This is a genomic window from Oceanobacillus bengalensis (genome assembly GCF_003628445.1).
Classification (GTDB): Bacteria; Bacillota; Bacilli; order Bacillales; family Amphibacillaceae; genus Oceanobacillus; species Oceanobacillus bengalensis.
In genome coordinates this window covers 1-18,167 of record NZ_RBZO01000023.1, presented here as the reverse complement: position 1 = coordinate 18,167, position 18,167 = coordinate 1, and the positions used below count along the sequence as shown (strand labels likewise).

Genomic DNA, 18,167 nt, shown 5'->3' with positions numbered 1-18,167 from the left:
CCTTTTTTGTTGTTTTTTGAGAGATTATTACACATTTTACTAATCAATAGTACGCATGACAGATTAAAAAAATCTACAAAAAAAGATAAAAAATGTTAAACATTATCAAAACATGCCGATATAAATAATGTAATAATCATCAAAGAGATGATTTGTTAAGTTAAGGCCTTAACGTAAATCTTGTTAATAACTCTAAAAAAGAGTTGTTATATATGCGGGACACAAGGATGTGACTCGTAAAAATAAAATACACTTACATGGAGGTAAGGGAAAATGATTATCAATCACAATATCGCAGCACTTAACACACATCGTCAGTTGGGTGCAGCAAATGCAGCGCAACAAAATTCAATGGAGAAATTGTCTTCAGGACTTCGTATTAACAGCGCAAAAGATGATGCAGCAGGTCTTGCAATCTCTGAAAAAATGCGTGGACAGATTCGTGGGTTAGATATGGCTGCTAAGAATGCACAGGATGCAACATCTTTGATTCAAACTGCTGAAGGTGGTTTAAATGAAACGCATTCTATTCTTCAACGTATGCGTGAATTAAGTGTTCAATCTGCCAATGATACTAACACTGCAGATGATAGAGCTGAAATTCAAAAAGAAGTTAACCAATTAAAAGAAGAAATTGATAGAATATCTACGCAAACTGAATTCAATACTAAGAAACTTTTAAATGGTGATTCTGGTGCTAAAGTTAACTTCTCTAGTAATGCCAATGTAGCTTCTGCACAAGCTTCAGAACAAACTTTAGCAGGAACTTATGCTGTTGAAGTAACTACTGCGGCAGAACAAGCTACAGCTACGGCATCAGATACTTTTGCTGATGCTGATTTAACAGAAGCAAGTGGCAATAAAACAGTTGAAATCAATGGTCATTCAATTTCATTTGAATTTGACAATGCAGACGCAGCAGCTACAGCTTCTAATTTTAAAAATGCAGTGAACAATGCTAATATTGGAGTTACTGTAACTGGAGATGGTACTACTTCTGCTTTGGAATTAAAGACTACAGAATATGGTGCTGACAGCTCTATTACTATTACAGCTAATGCAGTTACAGCTGAAATGAAATTAACTGCAGATGCATCAACTGATAAGACGGATGCAGGGGTTGATGTTGCAGGTACTATTGATGGTGTGGCTGCTAGCGGTAAGGGGTTAACATTAACTGGTTCTGGTGATACTGCTGGATTAAAAGTTAATTTGACTACTACAGCTGCAACATCCGAAGCTGCGGCTGGTTCTGTTGATGTTGTGCAAAACGCCCTAACAGCGCATATAGGTGCTAATAAAGGTCAGACCATGTCAATAAATATTAACAGTATGACAACAAGTGATTTGGGTGTTAATAGTTTAGATGTACAAAGTCAATCTGGTGCAGAAAATGCAATTGAAACTATTGACAAGGCAATTCAAAGTGTATCTTCAGAAAGGTCAAAATTAGGTGCTTATCAAAACCGTTTAGACCATACAATTAATAACTTGAATACTTCAAGTGAAAACCTAACAGCAGCGGAATCTCGTATCCGTGACGTAGATTATGCTTTAGCTGCTTAATAGCGGTGACAAGCACAGTCGTCCTAGCTGGTAACGGCTAGAGATAATTATCGGGTGAATTGCTGGAAACCCCTTAGAACTTTTCTTACCACAACGTAGTTGGAAACGACAAGCGTGATGGTTTGAAAAAAGAAAAGATTGGGCAATCAGCAGCCAAGCTCCTGTCTCGAAAGAGTGGAGAAGGCTCAACGACTAGGATAGACCATCTAAAGGCTCAGCTCAAGATGATGAAATCTATAGGTGAAACAATGACCATCAGCATTGTGAATCCGAAGTGCCCGACCCTTACTAGATTGCTAGAAGGTGAAGATATAGTCTAGTCATTTATGAAAATAAATGTTCGCACGATGGCGAAAGAAATGATGGAACAAACTAAGAATTCTATTCTTTCTCAAGCATCACAAGCAATGCTGGCTCAATCGAATCAGTTACCTCAAGGAGTTTTACAACTTTTACAGTAATGATTGAAAGGGCGTCTTATCTGGTAATGGATAAGAGGATAACTGGGTGAATTGCTGGAACTTCCTAAAGCTTCATTAACCACAACGTAACTGTAAACGGTCAGCGTGAAGGTTTAAAAATGATGAAGATGAAACAATGGATAATCAGCAGCCAAGCTCCTGTGAGGAAACTCTGGAGAAGGTTCAACGACTAGAGAACACGGTCTAAGGAAAAGCTATGACTATGAATCTCGTAGGGCAGCAAAAGCTGTTCGAAGTGCCCAGCTCCATGAAAAGATGGATGAAGATATAGTCTATTCTATGATTGAAAGACATAGCGGCAAAGCAAGCCAACCAATTACCACAAGGAGTTTTACAACTTCTTCGTTAATTTTATATTATTTGGAAGGGACTCTAGTTTTGCTAGGGTCTCTTTTATTTTTGGTAATTTGGGGTGGAGGTGAGTGAAAATGGAAATTGTGAAATTTAGCACATCCTTTGATGGCATAGGCATTCAAAGACCAGTAAAATGGCTATTAAATAATTTGGAAAGGGGCACAGCTGAGTTATTTGAGAACGAAAGAATTATAAGAATAAATAGCCCCTTTTCAAAGATGTACTCGGTTTGTAATGAAAAGGAGTGGAGGATTGTGATGGAAAGGTTAAATCAAAATGATTAGGATTGGCGAAACAACTAGAATAATAAGCATATATCATAATAATGAACATACATGTACATTATGTTCATCAAATCAGGGCTTCTCTCTTCGGAGGGAAGTCCTTTTTCTATTTTGGAGGAGGAATGTAATCATGAAAAATCAATCAGCAAAACGTGTGAAGATTATTAGCTTAAAGCTAGTGAAGGAGTCGAGCATGCTTTACAAGAATCGCAGTGTACGAAGTCCAGAAGATGGCTATCAATTGTTGAACCAGTTCTTAGGAGACGTGGATAGGGAATACTTTGTCGTTGTTGTTTGTTTAGACACCAAGAATCAGCCAACAGCCATTAACATTTGCCACATTGGAAGCCTAAATGCAAGCATAGTACATCCAAGGGAGTGCTTCAAGCCTGCTATTTTAAGTAATGCTCCTTCAATCCTTGTCGGACATAATCATCGTGCGACACGTTCGTAACTGAAAAGGTTACGCACGCTGTCCGAACGTCAATATTGACAAGTAAGAGAGTCGTGAACTCTTAACTCGATAGGTAGAATGATAGGGTAACGCCTTGAAATGCCTACTCTGATACTCCGACATGCGTTATTCGAATGTGTAAAAGAGTAGGGTATGAAGCTCGGTGAAGTCGGCTGAAAGTTGTCGTAGTGCTAGTTTACCTAGTAACCGAAACCTAACTAGTGGTAGTTAGTGCAACTGATAGGCCGGGAGTCGCTAAAAACTTAATATGGTGAGAATGTGGTAAAACACTGACGAACTAGCGAATGAAATGTCTGTAAGTGGCGAGCACTTAGAAATGAGTGGGCTTGATGAAAGAATCAAGTGCGTTCCGTGGGCGAGTACCTATGGTGGTTTCGAAAGCTCCATGCATCGTTACAGGCGATGGAGAGGACGCCAGGCAAGAGCTAGCACCTAAGTTAAGGTATAGATAGAGTTAAGGGAACGTGGAAAGCTATCAACATGGAGAGTTCACACTCGGGGTGAAGTGGTAGGAAGGAAAGGATTCGTCTATAACTTCCTTTTGTGATAGTGAAAGTAGAGGCATGAGCTTTGAAGTTTCTGTAATGGAAATGGAGCAATAGCCTCAAGTCGTTTAGTCAAACAATTTCAACTCAATTACCTCAAGGATTCTCGTATGACTAAAAAGGTCACGGGCCAAGTTTGGAGCGTGATAGACCTTGAAAGAAAATTATAAGAAAATCCCTAGAATGAAAAACACGAGGCTACGTCGCGCGGAGTATTACGGCATGACAGAAACCTTTGATATGCTTTTTGCAAAAAGTAAAGAAAACCAAAAATTTACGAATCTAATGTCCATCATTACTTTAGGCGATAATATCCTTCTCGCTTATCGCAATATCAAGCGAAATAACGGAAGTGCAACGGTGGAGTGGATAAAGTCACAATCAATGATATTGAAAAGTTGGGTCCAAATGACTTCATTGAGATTGTGAAGAAGAGGTTCGCATATTACAATCCTCGGAAAGTAAGACGTGTGGAAATACCAAAACCTAATGGGAAAACAAGACCTTTAGGGATTCCTTCTATGTGGGATCGTGTAGCACAACAATGCATTTTACAAGTTTTGGAACCTATATGTGAAGCGAAATTTTATAAGTACAGTTTTGGTTTTCGTCCAACAAAATCAGCAGAAAATGCAATCGCAGCATGTGCTGGTCGGATAAGTAGAAGTAAAATGCAGTACGTTGTGGATGTTGATATCAAAGGATTTTTTGATGAGGTGAAACATTCAAAACTAATGCAACAAATATGGACAATGGGCATTCAAGACAAGCAATTACTTGTCATCATTCGGAAAATGCTCAAAGCACCTATCGTTTTACCAAACGGAAAAACGGTTTATCCAACAAAAGGGACACCGCAAGGAGGAATACTTTCTCCTCTACTAGCTAATATCAATTTAAATGAATTTGATTGGTGGATAGCGAATCAGTGGGAAAGTAAGAAATGTCGTAATATCAACGACTACCTAAATAAGAAAACTGGATTGTATAGCCATCAGTATAGGTATAGAAAAATAAGGGAAACTTCTAAACTGAAAGAAATGTACATTGTTCGCTATGCAGACGATTTTAAAATCTTTACGACAACACGGCCAAATGCCGAAAAGATTTTCGTTGCAAGTAAAATGTGGTTAGAAGAACGGTTAAGCCTTCCTATTTCGGATGAGAAATCTCAAATTACAAATCTGAAAAAGAAAAGTAGCGAGTTTCTCGGCTTTGAACTGAGAATGGAACAAAAAGGAATTGACCGTCTTGGACGTAAAAACTTTGTCTGTCAATCGCGTGTAGCAGAAAAAGCACGCATGAGGATTAAGAAACAACTCAAAGACCAAATCAAGCTTATGCAAAAAGCACCTAACGTAACTGATTTAATCAAAAACATTCAAATCTACAATAGTATGGTCATCGGTATTCATAATTATTACCAAATTGCAACGCAAGTAAACGCAAGCTTGATGCCGATACAATACCAACTGACATTAGTGGAGCGTCAGCGATTAAAGCAGTTTTCACTGATGAAATCAACTAACTATGTAATCAAAGATAAAGGCTTAGAGCCTTATTTAAAATCGAAAATGACAAGATATATCAATGGATACCCTCTTATTCCTATTGGTTTCATAAAAACCAGAAACGCATTAATGCCGAAAAATGGTGTCAATAAATTCACCATTGAGGGACGAGAAATAATGCATAAAGAACAGAGAGCGGTTCCGAACTGGCAAGTTCAGTGGATTAGGGAACACCCAGTCATTAACGAAAGAGCAACGATAGAATTCAATGATAATCGAATTTCACTGTTCATTGCTCAAAAAGGAAAATGTGCGATTCTAGGGGAAGAGCTGATATTGACGGAGATGGACTGTCACCATAAACGTTTATGGAGCGAGACAAAGGACGATAGATATTCCAATTAGTATTGATTAATAGGGATGTTCATCGGCTAATCCATACGACCGAAAAAGACACAATCCGTATATATCTTGGACATTTGAATTTAAATGAGGAACAAATGAAAAAGCTGAACAATCTGCGATTATTAGTTGGCAACAAAGAACTTTAATACGACAAACTAGGGAAGTTTAATAATTAGAACACGATTGAGGAAAATGAAATAGATGACAAACGATGGAATGCCGTGTGCGATGAAAGTTGTATGCACGGTGTGGAGCAGGGGAAAAGGTGAAGATTACTTCAAAGCCTTACCTATTGCTATCCAGTGGGAAAAGTGCTGAAAGCAGAGAAGATGTGGGGGTTACTAAAAAATTAGTAGAAGCAGGTAAGATCATTGGGATTGACGTTCTTGACCACATTGTGCTAGGTGATGGGGAATACGTTTCCCTCAAAGAAAAAGAATACATTTGACAGGAGAAGGAAAGGATGCATTTAGATTGGTTTGTAGGAACAATAAAAAAATTTTAATATTGAAGTCAAGGGTGAGGACGTAGGTTATGAAGCCTATGAATTCTATCATAAAGAAATAGATGATTTACTCATCCCAGCTGAACACTTAGAAAAACTATCTAACCCATTACTGATTGAAACACTTTCATATGTAGATGATGAAGGGTATGAGTGGATTGCTGGTTATGTACTGGATATGGAAACAAGAAGGAAGCTGTACGAAGTATGGATTAAGAATGGGGAACAAGATTGCTTATGAGATTTATGTGTGACTAAGCGAGGACTCACGACATTACTTTCTGCAATCTTACGACAAAACTAAAAGGAATAAAAACATGTTTTGCGGAATTAATGAGAAGAAAGGGAACAATAATGATTTTCGTATGAAAAAACTGCCGACATTATTATATAACTTGGGGGCAGCCCTTCTTGTTTTAATGTTTCTGAGATTCGTCTAGATCCATAAAATGGTAGTTCTGTGTATATTTCATCAATTCGATTCTTGATGAATAGCTCTTCTGGTGAAGGTTCCACTGGTCTATAGTATAGACTTTAGCGATTGAGACTTAATAGCTCTGCTTGTGTCTTTATAGGCATTTCTGAACAATCCCAATCAAGCATGTCCAAGCGTTCAGCCCTAGTCTTTGATTCCAGATTTTTTTTAAGCCACGACAATTGCGTGGTAAGCCGACCTACTTCAGCATATAAGTTTTCGATTTGGTTTTCGTAATCCTCCTTCATTTGGTCGACTTTCTTGTTATCTTTCTCAAAAATTTGTGGCATTTGTTCAAGAGCTGCTTTGCGCCACTGACGCAATTGATTTGTGTGAATTCCATGTTCTGAGGAGATCTCAGAAATGGTTTTCTCTTCTTTTAAAATTTCTAGCACGATTTGTGATTTGAATTCTGATGTATATCTTTTTCTTCTACTCATAAATCTACTTTAACATCTCCTTATTTCGTGTCTAGATTTATGGGTCCATTATATTGACTTGAGTATCTATCCCTAAGGATAGATACGTATGAGGTTATTTTTCTTTACGGACGCCTTTGAATTTCCCGCCTGATGTTTTTTGATCCATAAATCTTCCAGTTTTAGTATCACGTTTAATATAATTTCCGTTTGGACCTTTAAACTGACTTCTACCTGTTACAGCTCCATCACGATGATTACCAGAATTTCCAGCCATTTTTATTCCTCCCTTCAGATTAGGATATTTATACTACGAAATTCATAGGTTAAAAGTTTCGTATATTAATTAACATTTAGGGATATGTCAATAGTATTAAAATACAAAATATAAGAACAGTGGTGAAATTAGGGAAGGGCTAGGGCAATAGGTATAGGCATTTTTTTATTTAATTTGAAAATTATGTCTGTATTGTGTAATGGATCACTACATTAAAATTCAGATAATTAATTATCAGTTCACAGAAGTCTAGCTTGCTTTTTTAGCTCAGTAGGTTTATTAAACAACAGATCCATATGATCTCATCACATCAGTTGTTGTGATGTTTTTGATCTAAACGTATTACTCTTAGGAGTGATATAAAATAATCCTTCCATAATCTGTGCTTTCCATTTCCTATACTTCATTTGTTCAATACCATAATGCTCACGGTAACTATTATTCTTTCTTCTACTATTTGGATATATTTTAGTAATTTCACCATCTCCAATGATACTTGCGGCTAGTGTATTGATTTGAACAGGAGTAAGTTTATCAAACATTTTATATTCAACACCTATAAGATCGTTTGTTCTAATTATAACATAAAGCACTATTAATTTCTATAAATATATTTAACGAAAAATTTAGGTAGTTTTGATGTAAAGTTCAAAAAGTACTTTTTATTCAAAGCAAGGCTGCTCTTTAATATTCCAATGAACCTCGCATCTGTAATCTAAACTACAGTCGATCTCCGCTACTGATAAATGAACCCCTTGCTGACTAACTTCTGGACCAGCAGCATACTCAAGGATGGATCACTTAATGAACCACTAAACAAACCACTTAACGAACCTATTATATAAATATAAAATAAACGAAAGGAAAATAATTAAAATAGAAACATTATCTTGAGAGACAGAAAATTTTGATAATAATATTTTCAAAAATATAACCCAATTCTCCCACCTAATATCAATTACATGAACTATTGCCAATATAAATTCTTCATCTTGCCATTTTATATTTTCCTTTAAATTCATTTCACTTTAGTTCCCTTGAAATCAACCCACTAAATCAGTAGATAATTTAAGGAATTTTGTTAATTTTAAAGGTGAGGCAAATGGTAGCAATTTGACTATTATTCAGCCCTGTTACAGATTTGATAGATTGAATAATATGCCAATGTTTTTCATCGATTTTAATTTGATATGATTTAGTGTCTGCAACATCTTTTAGTTGTAAGAAATACTTTTTATAATAGTATATATAGCTATCCCTATCACAAGCAATTGCATGAAGCAAAGGTAATGAATCTAGTATATTATTTATTTCTCTAGTTGGTTTGGATAAATTTATTTCTTTAGGAAGGTATATTGTCGTCCTTTTTGGTGGTGTGTTTGTTGTAGTTACTTGTGTATTAATCATTTTCCTGATCATTGATTGGTGCAAGAATGGTTTAACTAATTTATAAAAATAATAAATTTGAAGTTGGTCATATAATATTAATCGATTTTGACCGTCTATTGAGAAATATAAGGAAAATTTTTGCTGAAGTACATCTATTAGCACTCGATTCTCACTATTGCTAAAGTTGTCTGTGGAAAGAATAATTTTCTTTGGAGTATTATTGTTAATCTTTAGGTGACCGTCGTCTAAGTACCACCATGCTAACGCCCTTTCATCTAAATGTTTTTCTAAAAAGTCAAAAGGGATTATTTTTTTTCGTTGATCTGTATACCAAACAGATTCTAGATATGTAATAATTTCAGATGTTTTCGATTGAACCATATAGCTTTCGGTAAAACCTTTTGAAATTCTAATATCATTTGTTTTTCTATATGTAGGTGGATTAAGTGGCAAGTACGGACTTAATTGTTCATAACAATATTGGCACCATTCTAGGTCGCTGACAGTATGAATAAACTGAAATCTTGGCTTTCGACCAGGTTGAAGGATGATACATCCATCACCTAACAATTTTCCGCAAATATATGATAGGAAGTTATCCGGTACAGAGTGTTTCATTGTATCAACCTTTCAATACATTTTAATCTATTATAGAATAAAAATGTATACATAAGTAGACTAAAATTAAAAAACAACAGGATGGAAATATGAATCAAAAGGAGATATTTACATTTTCAGTACAACGCTAGGAGTTTGCCCATGGGACTGATGCCATACCTTAAACCACCTTTTCCATTTAAATATTTGGTGAACAGGAAGGAGTGGTAACTCATAATAAAAAGTTGAGATAGAGGGACGAAAAACGAGTGGTGAATCGTTTGGTAATATTGAAGGGTAGAGAAAAAGAGAATCAGGTGAGCAATTAATAGACCAAACTATAGACCACCCCACGGACCACCTGACGAACTAACCTGTTGACCATCCTCTGAACCAAAAGCTCACCCAAGGTACAGACCATTCTGCGGGCACATTATATAAACATAAATAAAAAGAAATAAAACAAAATAGAAACATAATCTTGTGCAGTAGACTCTTTTAAGAATAACTTTGAAATAATAAACACACTTATGTTGAAAATAATTGATGAATTGGGTACAAGATGGTGGAGATCCAATTGAAATAGCCCTAAGTTACCCATTTGGAAATTCTCTGTCGAGTGAGTGGTAAATCAGTGACAGTTGCTGATATTAAAAATGACAACAGTAGTCCATTTTTACGACGTAATCATAGGCAATGAAAGAATAATTTTAATCACGAAAATACATTACACATTATTATTGTAATGAATCACAATATAGAAAAGTATTATTATATAAGGAGGAGAACTATGTCGGCTGTTAAAAAATAATACAAGAAATTGAAAGTTTATCGAAAGAAGAGAAGAAAGAAGTTTTAAAGGAGTTACAGGTTAAATATATTGACATAGCAAATGATTCTTTTGTTGTGGGCGATAATTATAAATTCTGGTTAAATGAAAAGAACAAAGATTATGAATCAGAAGTTTAAACTAGGTGATGATTGGATTGCCATAGTATATTTCAAGAATGAAGCTCAATTTAAACATAGGCCTGTAGTTGTTGTTGGTCGTGATATAACTGTTGATATTGATGTAATTATCGAGTATTGGAAAGAAGCAGGTTTAAAGCACCTTTCTATTGCAAGAACAACCAAAATTTAAAAAGCTGGTAAACCTCTATTCACATGATTTGGAAAAAGTCCTTATGGTGTGTAGATCCTTATTTTAACTCCTTATCTTTCAATTTCTTCCAGTGAGGCGAAGATATATTGTCTAGAATTCCCTTTTTCCCCTCAAGGAAATGTCCTTCTAAAAATTTACAAAAAAACAAATTGACTAATAACCCATTATCTATTAATATTAATTTCAGCATAAATAAAGTCTATCTTATTAATAGCCGCTGAGACGAGGGGTCGAAGATGCGGTGGCCGACCAGTTTGATTCACGGGAATCAAATATGGGGGCCCAACCTGAGCGCAAAACTTTTCCTAGTTTTGTGAACAATAAGAGGATAAGCAGCTGATAATAATCGAAGCTTTCCTTAGGTGGTTGTAGGAGAGCTTTTTCTTATGCCCAAAATTAATTTTTTTGAAAGGGATGATTACGATTGGCTGAAAAGGTTTTATTTACATCAGAGTCTGTATCGGAAGGACATCCAGATAAAATTGCTGATTTAATCTCGGATGCGGTACTAGATGCGGCACTTGAACAGGATGCCTATTCGAGGGTAGCCTGCGAAGTATTTACAACTACAAATACGGTAATTGTCGGTGGTGAAATCACTACGAAAGCCGACTTAAATATTGAAAAAATTGCGCGTGAAACATTAATTGAGATTGGTTATACGGATGAACGATTTGGAATTGATGGACGTACATGTGATGTTCAGGTCCTTGTCCACACACAATCTCCGGATATTGCAATGGGTGTTGATGCGTCAAGTGATACAAAGGAGATTGGAGCCGGTGATCAGGGGATTATGTTTGGATTCGCAACAGATGAGACAGATTCCTTAATGCCGCTTGCGATTGAAATGGCACATTCGCTTGTGAAGAGAGCGTCACAATTACGTAAAAGGAATGCATTTAAATGGGCACGCCCAGATATGAAATCTCAAGTAACAATTGATTATACAGTACCGAATCAGCCTAGAATTGACACGGTTTTAATGTCGATTCAGCATGATGAATATTTTGATAAAGAGGCTTTTGAAGCTTTTGTCTCAGAAGAAATTATCAAGCAAACTGCACGTGATTTTAAGTTAAATGATTCATTTAGAATTCTAATCAACCCGACAGGACGATTTGTTGTTGGGGGTCCACATGGTGATGCTGGATTAACCGGACGTAAAATTATTGTGGATACGTATGGTGGTGCTGCTAAACATGGTGGTGGAGCATTTTCCGGAAAGGATTGTACAAAAGTTGATCGCTCAGCTGCGTATGCAGCACGGTATGTAGCGAAAAATATCGTTGTAGCTGGTTTTGCGAAGAAATGCGAACTTCAACTATCCTATGCAATTGGTGTGAGTGAACCGATTAGTATCGCCTTAGATACATTTGGAACGGAAACCGTACCTGTAGAGCAGCTACTACATGCGATTCGTCAGGTTTTTGATTTAACACCATCTGGAATTATTAAGATGCTTGATTTAAGAAAGCCGCAATACAAACAAGTTGCAGCATATGGACATTTTGGCAGAAACGATTTGAATGTGCCTTGGGAACGAACAGATCAAGTAGAAAGATTAAAAGAAGCACTAGCAATCTATGAAGTTGCTGGAGTTGGTCAATGATGAGCAACACGAAGGAACTTGTCGCGACAAGTGTGCACGCGATTAACCAAGATAAAATGCCTTTATTTGAAGCTTTGGTTCACTATGCCAAACAAGATGTCACCCCATTTGATGTGCCTGGACATAAAATGGGTGCTAGGATGAATCCATTGAAAGCGGCGCTAGGGGAAATGGCATTAAGAATGGACGTTAACTCGATGAAGGAATTAGATTTGCTAAGCCATCCCCAGTCTGTTATTAAGGAAGCACAGGAAATCGCTGCGGCGGCATTTGGAGCTGACCATGCCTACTTTTTAGTAAATGGCACGACAGTTGGTATTCAAACGATGATTATGGCAGTGTGTAAACCGAATGATACGTTACTTGTTCCGAGAAACGCACATAAATCTGTCATGGATGGTATTATTTTAAGTGGGGCAAAGCCGGTGTTTATTCAACCTGAGGTAGACTATCATTTTGGTATTTCCCATGGAGTGTCGGTAAGCAACATTGAGAAGGTAATCAAGGAGCACCCAGAAGCAAAGGCTTTGTTGATCACGTATCCGACTTATTTTGGTTCAATGAATGATTTGAAGGAAATATGCCGTATTGCACATGAAAGAGATATCGCAGTAATTGTGGATAGTGCACATGGGGCGCATTTAGGATTTGTTCCAGGAGAAATGATGGACCCTATTGCATGTGGTGCAGATGCAATAACGATCAGCATGCATAAGACAGGTGGTTCTTTAACCCAAAGCTCTATATTGCTTTTAAAGAATGAAAGAGTTTCACCAGAAGCGGTTCAAAAGATATTAAGTATGTTACAGTCGACAAGTGCAAATTACTTGTTAATGAGTTCTTTGGATGTTGCGAGAAGAGAATTGGCTTTATATGGATGTGAACGTTACGAAAGTCTAATGCCGATTGTCGAAAAAGCAATCGCCCGTATTGAAGCGGGCTCTCGATATGAAATATTAAAAAATGATTATGTTTCAAAGCATTTTAATCAATCACATGATTGGACAAAGCTCGTTATTCGGGTGAATGGAATTGGGCTTACTGGTTTTGAAGTATATAGCCTTCTAAAAGAAAAATACGGGATACAGATGGAACTTGCGGAAGGATATGTCGTGATGGCTGTCATTACAAGTGCTGATACGGCTCATTCAATTGGAAAGCTTGTTCAAGCATTGAAGGATATAGAGATTAATTTTGGTGAAAGTACGGTTGTCATGTCCACGAATGTCACAGCTGACCAAGCAAATGAACTGGCATTAAGTCCGAGGGAAGCGTTTTATTCTGTGCATGAATCAGTGCCTATAGATGATGCGATTGGTAGGATTAGTGCGGATACGTTAATGATTTATCCACCAGGTATCCCACTTGTTATACCTGGAGAATTGATTTCTCATGATGTTGTCAAGCAGTATCATTATTATCGTCAAATAGTAGGAGAAGTATTAACAGAAGCAAAGGAAGCGAATCATATTACAGTAGTAAAGGAGATGGTATAAATGGGTTTTGCATTACCAACATTAGGAAGACATGTGTTGATTGAGTTTTACGGTTGTCCAAGTGATATTATTGAGAACAATAGATTGATAGAAAAGTATATGAACGAAGCAGCAGATTACGCGGGGGCAACCATTGTTGAGTCCGTTTTCCACCATTTTAACCCATATGGGGTTTCGGGTGCGGTCATTATAGCAGAATCGCATTTAACAATCCATACTTGGCCTGAATATGGTTATGCTTCTGTGGACGTATATACTTGTGGAGATTCGGTTAGTCCGTGGAAAGCAGCAGATTATTTAGGTGAGAAGTTACAAGCAAAGAAAACAGAGTCATTTGAGGTACCACGTGGCATGGTAGATAAGATAAAACAATATGCGGAACAGGATATCCATGAAGTACAAGTAAAACCAACGTTAAAGGGTGTGAAGTAATGAATTGGTATACCGAACAGTGGAGCAAGGATTGTAAATTCTCTATTGCTTATGATAAGGCATTATACAGTGAAAAGAGTGCCTTTCAACAAATCGACTTTTACCGGGGAGAAGAATTTGGTACATTTTTCACATTAGATGGCTTGATGATGGTGAATGAAAAGGATGAATTTATTTATCATGATATGATCGTACATCCAGCATTTGCGACCAATCCTTCTATCAAAAAGGTGTTAATCATCGGTGGTGGTGATGGAGGGACAGCACGTGAAGTATTACGTTATTCCACGGTTGCAGAAGTAGTAATGGTAGAAATTGATGAGCGTGTCTTTCGTTTATGTCAGGAGTTTCTGCCAATAACTGCAAGTGGAGTTGAAGAGGATAGCCGTATGAACCTTCGATTTGAGGACGGCTTGGCTTATGTAAAGAATGCACCGGATGCGTATTTTGACCTAATTCTCGTTGATTCTACAGATCCTATTTCCGTTGGTGAAGGTTTGTTTACAACCGCTTTTTACCAGGAGTGTTATCGTGTATTAAATAAAGATGGAATTTTAATTAATCAGCATGAATCTCCGTATTTTGCAGAATATGCTACCAATATGAGAAAGGCTCGTAACAAGATAAAAGCAATTTTCCCAATCACAAATGTTTATCAATACCATATACCAACCTATCCATCTGGACATTGGCTATTCGGTTTTGCATCGAAAACGTTTGACCCAATGAAGGATTTGAATGCTGAAGCTTGGAAAAAATTCGGGTTAGAGACAAAGTATTACAATACGGAATTGCATGTTGGTGCATTTGGTCTTCCAAACTACGTGAAGAAGGAGCTCGAACATGGTGAATAAACCATTACATTTAAGTACCTTTATTGGCTGTGAGAAACCGTATATGGAAGCGGAGGTTGTTTTATTCGGTGTCCCATTTGACGGAACAACGACTTTTCGGCCAGGAACACGTTTTGCGATGCAAGCAATCAGGACGGATTCCTTTGGATTAGAAACCTATTCACCGTACTTGGATAAGGATTTAGAAGATGTTTCTATTTATGATGGGGGCGACTTAGATTTGCCTTTTGGAAACACAGAGAAAGTGCTGGGCCAAATTCTTGCGTATAGTCAAGAGGTTTTAGAGGATGGGAAAAAGTTCTTGATGGTTGGTGGCGAACATTTAGTAAGCCTACCAACGATTCAAGCTGCTTATCAAAAGTATCCCAACCTACATGTAATTCATATTGATGCACATACCGATTTACGTGAAGCATATTTAGGAGAAAAGTTATCGCATGCTTCTGTTATTCGCCGTTGTCATGATTTCCTCGGGGACGGGCGGATTTTCCAGTTTGGAATTCGTTCCGGTATGAAGGAAGAGTTTGAATGGGCAAAAGAACATACGTATTTGGAACGTTTTACACTTGATACGCTGAAGGAGAAAGTCCAAGAGCTCCAGGATGTTCCAGTATACGTAACGATAGACTTGGATGTGCTTGATCCAGGTACTTTCCCTGGTACAGGAACACCAGAGCCGGGTGGTATTACGTATCGTGAGTTACTTGAAGCAATCAAACACTTACAATCCCTTAATCAAATTGTGGCAGCTGATGTTGTGGAACTTTCACCACAATATGACCCATCAGGAGCTTCAACTGCAATGGCTTGTAAGACTGTGAGAGAAATGTTATTGACACTTGTGGAATAGTAAGTTAGTAAGCTTGATTTTACTTGGGTTGATTATAAAAGAAAAGTCTGTTCCTTTCGTTTGTTAAGGGTGCAGACTTTTGTTTTTTATCTACTATTGCGTAAATTGACTGATATGCTATATGCTGTTCGTTGATCAAATTTGTCAGACCACTCTTTGAATAATTCAACTAGGTATAAATCGTATGTTTCTGGGTGGGATAAGCATAAAGTAAAGTATATTTTAAAAGATACCTTAGAGAAAGTAATCATACAAATTTTCTGCAAAGTAAAAGTAGTGTATAATATTATTATAGATAATTCAGAAAAGTAAAGGGGTGACACATTAATGTTGAAAAAGTTTATAAAGTTTAACCTTTCTGTTATTACGCTTCCTATCGTATTCTTATTTTCTGTTTTTTTTGAACCTCAAGGAAACCTGGTTAGATTAACTGCGGATACGATTAAAGATTTGTAAGACTTCTTCAATTAGACATATTGAACGAATGTTTCATAAAACCCTGTCAAAAAAGAGCACGGAAGAACAGGAAGTGCTAAAATAGTGCTGATAAACTGATTATAGAAAGGAGAGTTTGAGATGGAGGGACTTCAAAAAATGTTAGAAGCAATCGAGTATGTGGAGAGTAATTTAGACAACGATCTTGATATTGAAGATATCGCTGGAATCGCTTGTATGTCTAAATTTCACTTCGGGCGGATGTTCAGTATGCTAACTGGTTATACAGTGAGTGAATATATCCGGAATCGTCGCATTACAGTTGCCGCACAGGAACTTGTTCATTCCAAGGCTAAAGTGATTGATGTTGCAATGAAGTATGGATACGTGAGTCCAGAAGCTTTTACAAAAGCATTCCGGAAAATTCATGGTGTAAGTCCGTCAGTAGCAAAGAAAAATAGTCGCTTTTTGAAGGCTTATCCAAAACTCTCCTTTCAAATTCAGTTAAAGGGTGATGTGGAAATGGATTATAAGATTGTTGAAAAAGAGGCTTTTACGATTGTAGGGAAGAGTATTCGTACAGGTACCATTGGAGGGGAGAACAACCGAAAGATAGCTGCTTTCTGGGATGAATCGAATCAGAATGGTTTTGTTGGAGAGCTTGCAAAGAACTGTGGCTCACTAGGAATAATAGGAGTATGCACGGACTTTGACAAACAACAAGAACATTTAACCTATTTCATTTGTGCGGAGAAGAAGATTGAAAAAGTCCCGTTTGATTGGGAAGAAAGACAGATTCCTTCTGCAAGTTGGGCAGTATTTCCAGTACACGGTGCAATGCCTAATGCAATGCCAAGGGTTTGGGAGAGAATCTTCTCCGAATGGTTCCCAGCAACCGGTTATGAGCATAGTGGTGGACCAGAAATGGAAGTATATCTAAGTGATGCGGACCCTTCTTCAGAGGATTATTATAGCGAGATCTGGATACCGATAAAAAAATAAGTCGCTAAACTCTTTGTAGTCTAGAATTCCAAAAGAGGGATGGTCAGAGTTGGTGACCCCTGTTCTTTAGAGTAGATTGATTATGGGAGAACATATATCCCAAAGATGACGCTAGTAAGTGGAGCTTTAAAGTTTAAAGAGCGATCTTTCAAAGTCTGACATGGTAATTAATGCCTTAATGGACCTGAAAACAATTTTCTAGTTTTTATAGGTCGTCGACAAAGATAGTTATGTATACGTTAAAAGTAGAAATCCCTGTATGAAGGGATTTCTACGGGTTCAAGTCGAAAGTCAGACTAACAAATATTTCATCCGTACATTACTTAACCAGTCTTCCAATTTTCCCCGGTGCAACCGTCCGTAAGACTCCCACATAAGGAACGAGAAGTAGTACTGAGAAGTCTAGGTGGGAGATAAAGGACGCTAACACCCCGATTGGGCGGGCTAACAATCAGTGGGGGAGGTAAGGAATCCCCGCTGATTGAAGTTTCACTTTATAATAATGAGCTAAAAAACATACTAATGCTCATCTTCCAATCAATCTTTCTATATTTTTCATTAAAGCTTCGTTTTCCGTAAGTTTTGTTTTTCAATACTTCCATCCGGTCATTCGTAATACTTTTAAAAACGGCAATATCCATGTGCACGATTGCATCCTCCCTTTAGGTTGTTTATAGTGTTGAACATACAACTGGGAAGACTTATGGTCGTCGGATTACGGCCTGAAATTCGGTAACAACTTTTCCCTCTTTCGATATAGAACATCTGTTACTTAGGTTTTGTATTGCCTGACTTAGGCGAGAGCCACCTCAATTAATTTAATCATCTTCCAGTTACCTCCTTTCATAAAAGTAATACTACATATCTATTAATGCATAATACGTGTTATGGAAACAAGTGAAGGAATGATTATAGTTGTTGTATATGGTAACTTAAAAGTGAGCCACCATAGCAATTGAAAACTGAGCCACTTTTGATAGAAAATAACCCTAATGACATGTTAGGGGGAAACATCAGGAGTGATTATATTGAGTGAGAAA

Annotated in this window: 15 protein-coding genes and 3 pseudogenes; 13 read left to right on the top strand and 5 right to left on the bottom strand. The window is 37.1% G+C overall.

Annotation, left to right across the window (positions count from 1 at the left end; all coding sequences use genetic code 11):
• Positions 1-273 precede the first annotated feature (273 nt).
• From D8M05_RS20765 to D8M05_RS13875, 6 genes and pseudogenes are all read left to right on the top strand, one after another.
• The gene (locus tag D8M05_RS20765; RefSeq protein WP_121132813.1) at positions 274-1,566 is read left to right on the top strand and encodes a flagellin N-terminal helical domain-containing protein; all 1,293 of its coding nucleotides are present in this window, start codon (positions 274-276) and stop codon (positions 1,564-1,566) included.
• A gap of 326 nt (positions 1,567-1,892) precedes the next feature.
• Positions 1,893-2,027, top strand: a complete 135-nt coding sequence (locus D8M05_RS13895) for a flagellin (protein ID WP_425454166.1) — start codon at positions 1,893-1,895, stop codon at positions 2,025-2,027.
• Positions 2,028-2,476: 449 nt separating this feature from the next.
• Positions 2,477-2,686 (top strand): hypothetical protein, encoded by a 210-nt coding sequence (locus D8M05_RS13890; protein ID WP_121132809.1) that lies wholly within the window; start codon positions 2,477-2,479, stop codon positions 2,684-2,686.
• A 130-nt stretch (positions 2,687-2,816) separates the two neighbouring features.
• Positions 2,817-3,122 (top strand): annotated as a pseudogene (locus D8M05_RS13885) (JAB domain-containing protein); the annotation flags it as partial.
• Between the two features lie 737 nt (positions 3,123-3,859).
• Positions 3,860-5,768: pseudogene (gene ltrA / locus D8M05_RS13880) on the top strand (group II intron reverse transcriptase/maturase).
• Positions 5,769-5,887: 119 nt separating this feature from the next.
• Positions 5,888-6,070, top strand: a complete 183-nt coding sequence (locus D8M05_RS13875; RefSeq protein WP_121132807.1) for a JAB domain-containing protein — start codon at positions 5,888-5,890, stop codon at positions 6,068-6,070.
• Positions 6,071-6,535: 465 nt separating this feature from the next.
• Here D8M05_RS13875 and D8M05_RS13865 read toward each other — a convergent pair.
• The 4 genes and pseudogenes from D8M05_RS13865 to D8M05_RS13850 all read right to left on the bottom strand — a co-directional run.
• Positions 6,536-7,042 (bottom strand): annotated as a pseudogene (locus D8M05_RS13865) (transposase); the annotation flags it as partial.
• Between the two features lie 94 nt (positions 7,043-7,136).
• Complete coding sequence (locus D8M05_RS20255) at positions 7,137-7,298, bottom strand: hypothetical protein (RefSeq protein WP_183072804.1); 162 nt, start codon at positions 7,296-7,298, stop codon at positions 7,137-7,139.
• Positions 7,299-7,603: 305 nt separating this feature from the next.
• Complete coding sequence (locus tag D8M05_RS13860) at positions 7,604-7,840, bottom strand: hypothetical protein (protein ID WP_245985378.1); 237 nt, start codon at positions 7,838-7,840, stop codon at positions 7,604-7,606.
• Positions 7,841-8,366: 526 nt separating this feature from the next.
• Positions 8,367-9,305: an endonuclease gene (locus D8M05_RS13850; protein WP_121132801.1), complete on the bottom strand. Its 939-nt coding sequence runs from the start codon at positions 9,303-9,305 to the stop codon at positions 8,367-8,369.
• A 931-nt stretch (positions 9,306-10,236) separates the two neighbouring features.
• On the opposite strand from D8M05_RS13850, the gene D8M05_RS13845 reads away from it, so the two are divergent.
• The 7 genes from D8M05_RS13845 to D8M05_RS13815 all read left to right on the top strand — a co-directional run bounded on the left by D8M05_RS13845 (position 10,237) and on the right by D8M05_RS13815 (position 17,127).
• Entirely contained in the window at positions 10,237-10,425 is a 189-nt protein-coding gene (locus D8M05_RS13845; RefSeq protein WP_121132799.1) for a hypothetical protein, read from the top strand.
• A gap of 445 nt (positions 10,426-10,870) precedes the next feature.
• Positions 10,871-12,058, top strand: coding sequence for a methionine adenosyltransferase (metK, locus tag D8M05_RS13840; RefSeq protein WP_121132797.1), 1,188 nt, complete (start codon positions 10,871-10,873; stop codon positions 12,056-12,058).
• On the top strand, positions 12,055-13,554 hold the full coding sequence (locus D8M05_RS13835) for an aminotransferase class I/II-fold pyridoxal phosphate-dependent enzyme (RefSeq protein WP_245985376.1): 1,500 nt from the start codon (positions 12,055-12,057) through the stop codon (positions 13,552-13,554). The genes metK and D8M05_RS13835 overlap by 4 nt, the downstream gene beginning before the upstream one ends.
• A complete protein-coding gene (gene speD, locus D8M05_RS13830) occupies positions 13,555-13,986 on the top strand; it encodes an adenosylmethionine decarboxylase (protein WP_121132795.1) in 432 nt (143 codons plus the stop codon).
• On the top strand, positions 13,986-14,840 hold the full coding sequence (gene speE, locus D8M05_RS13825; protein WP_121132793.1) for a polyamine aminopropyltransferase: 855 nt from the start codon (positions 13,986-13,988) through the stop codon (positions 14,838-14,840). The genes speD and speE overlap by 1 nt, the downstream gene beginning before the upstream one ends.
• The gene (speB, locus tag D8M05_RS13820) at positions 14,830-15,690 is read left to right on the top strand and encodes an agmatinase (RefSeq protein ID WP_183072803.1); all 861 of its coding nucleotides are present in this window, start codon (positions 14,830-14,832) and stop codon (positions 15,688-15,690) included. The genes speE and speB overlap by 11 nt, the downstream gene beginning before the upstream one ends.
• A 576-nt stretch (positions 15,691-16,266) precedes the next feature.
• Positions 16,267-17,127 carry an AraC family transcriptional regulator gene (locus D8M05_RS13815; protein ID WP_121132791.1) on the top strand — a complete coding sequence of 287 codons (861 nt, stop codon included), beginning with the start codon at positions 16,267-16,269 and terminating at the stop codon, positions 17,125-17,127.
• A 494-nt stretch (positions 17,128-17,621) separates the two neighbouring features.
• On the opposite strand, the gene D8M05_RS20250 is transcribed toward D8M05_RS13815, so the two are convergent.
• Positions 17,622-17,774, bottom strand: coding sequence for a hypothetical protein (locus D8M05_RS20250; RefSeq protein ID WP_183072802.1), 153 nt, complete (start codon positions 17,772-17,774; stop codon positions 17,622-17,624).
• Positions 17,775-18,167: the final 393 nt, after the last annotated feature.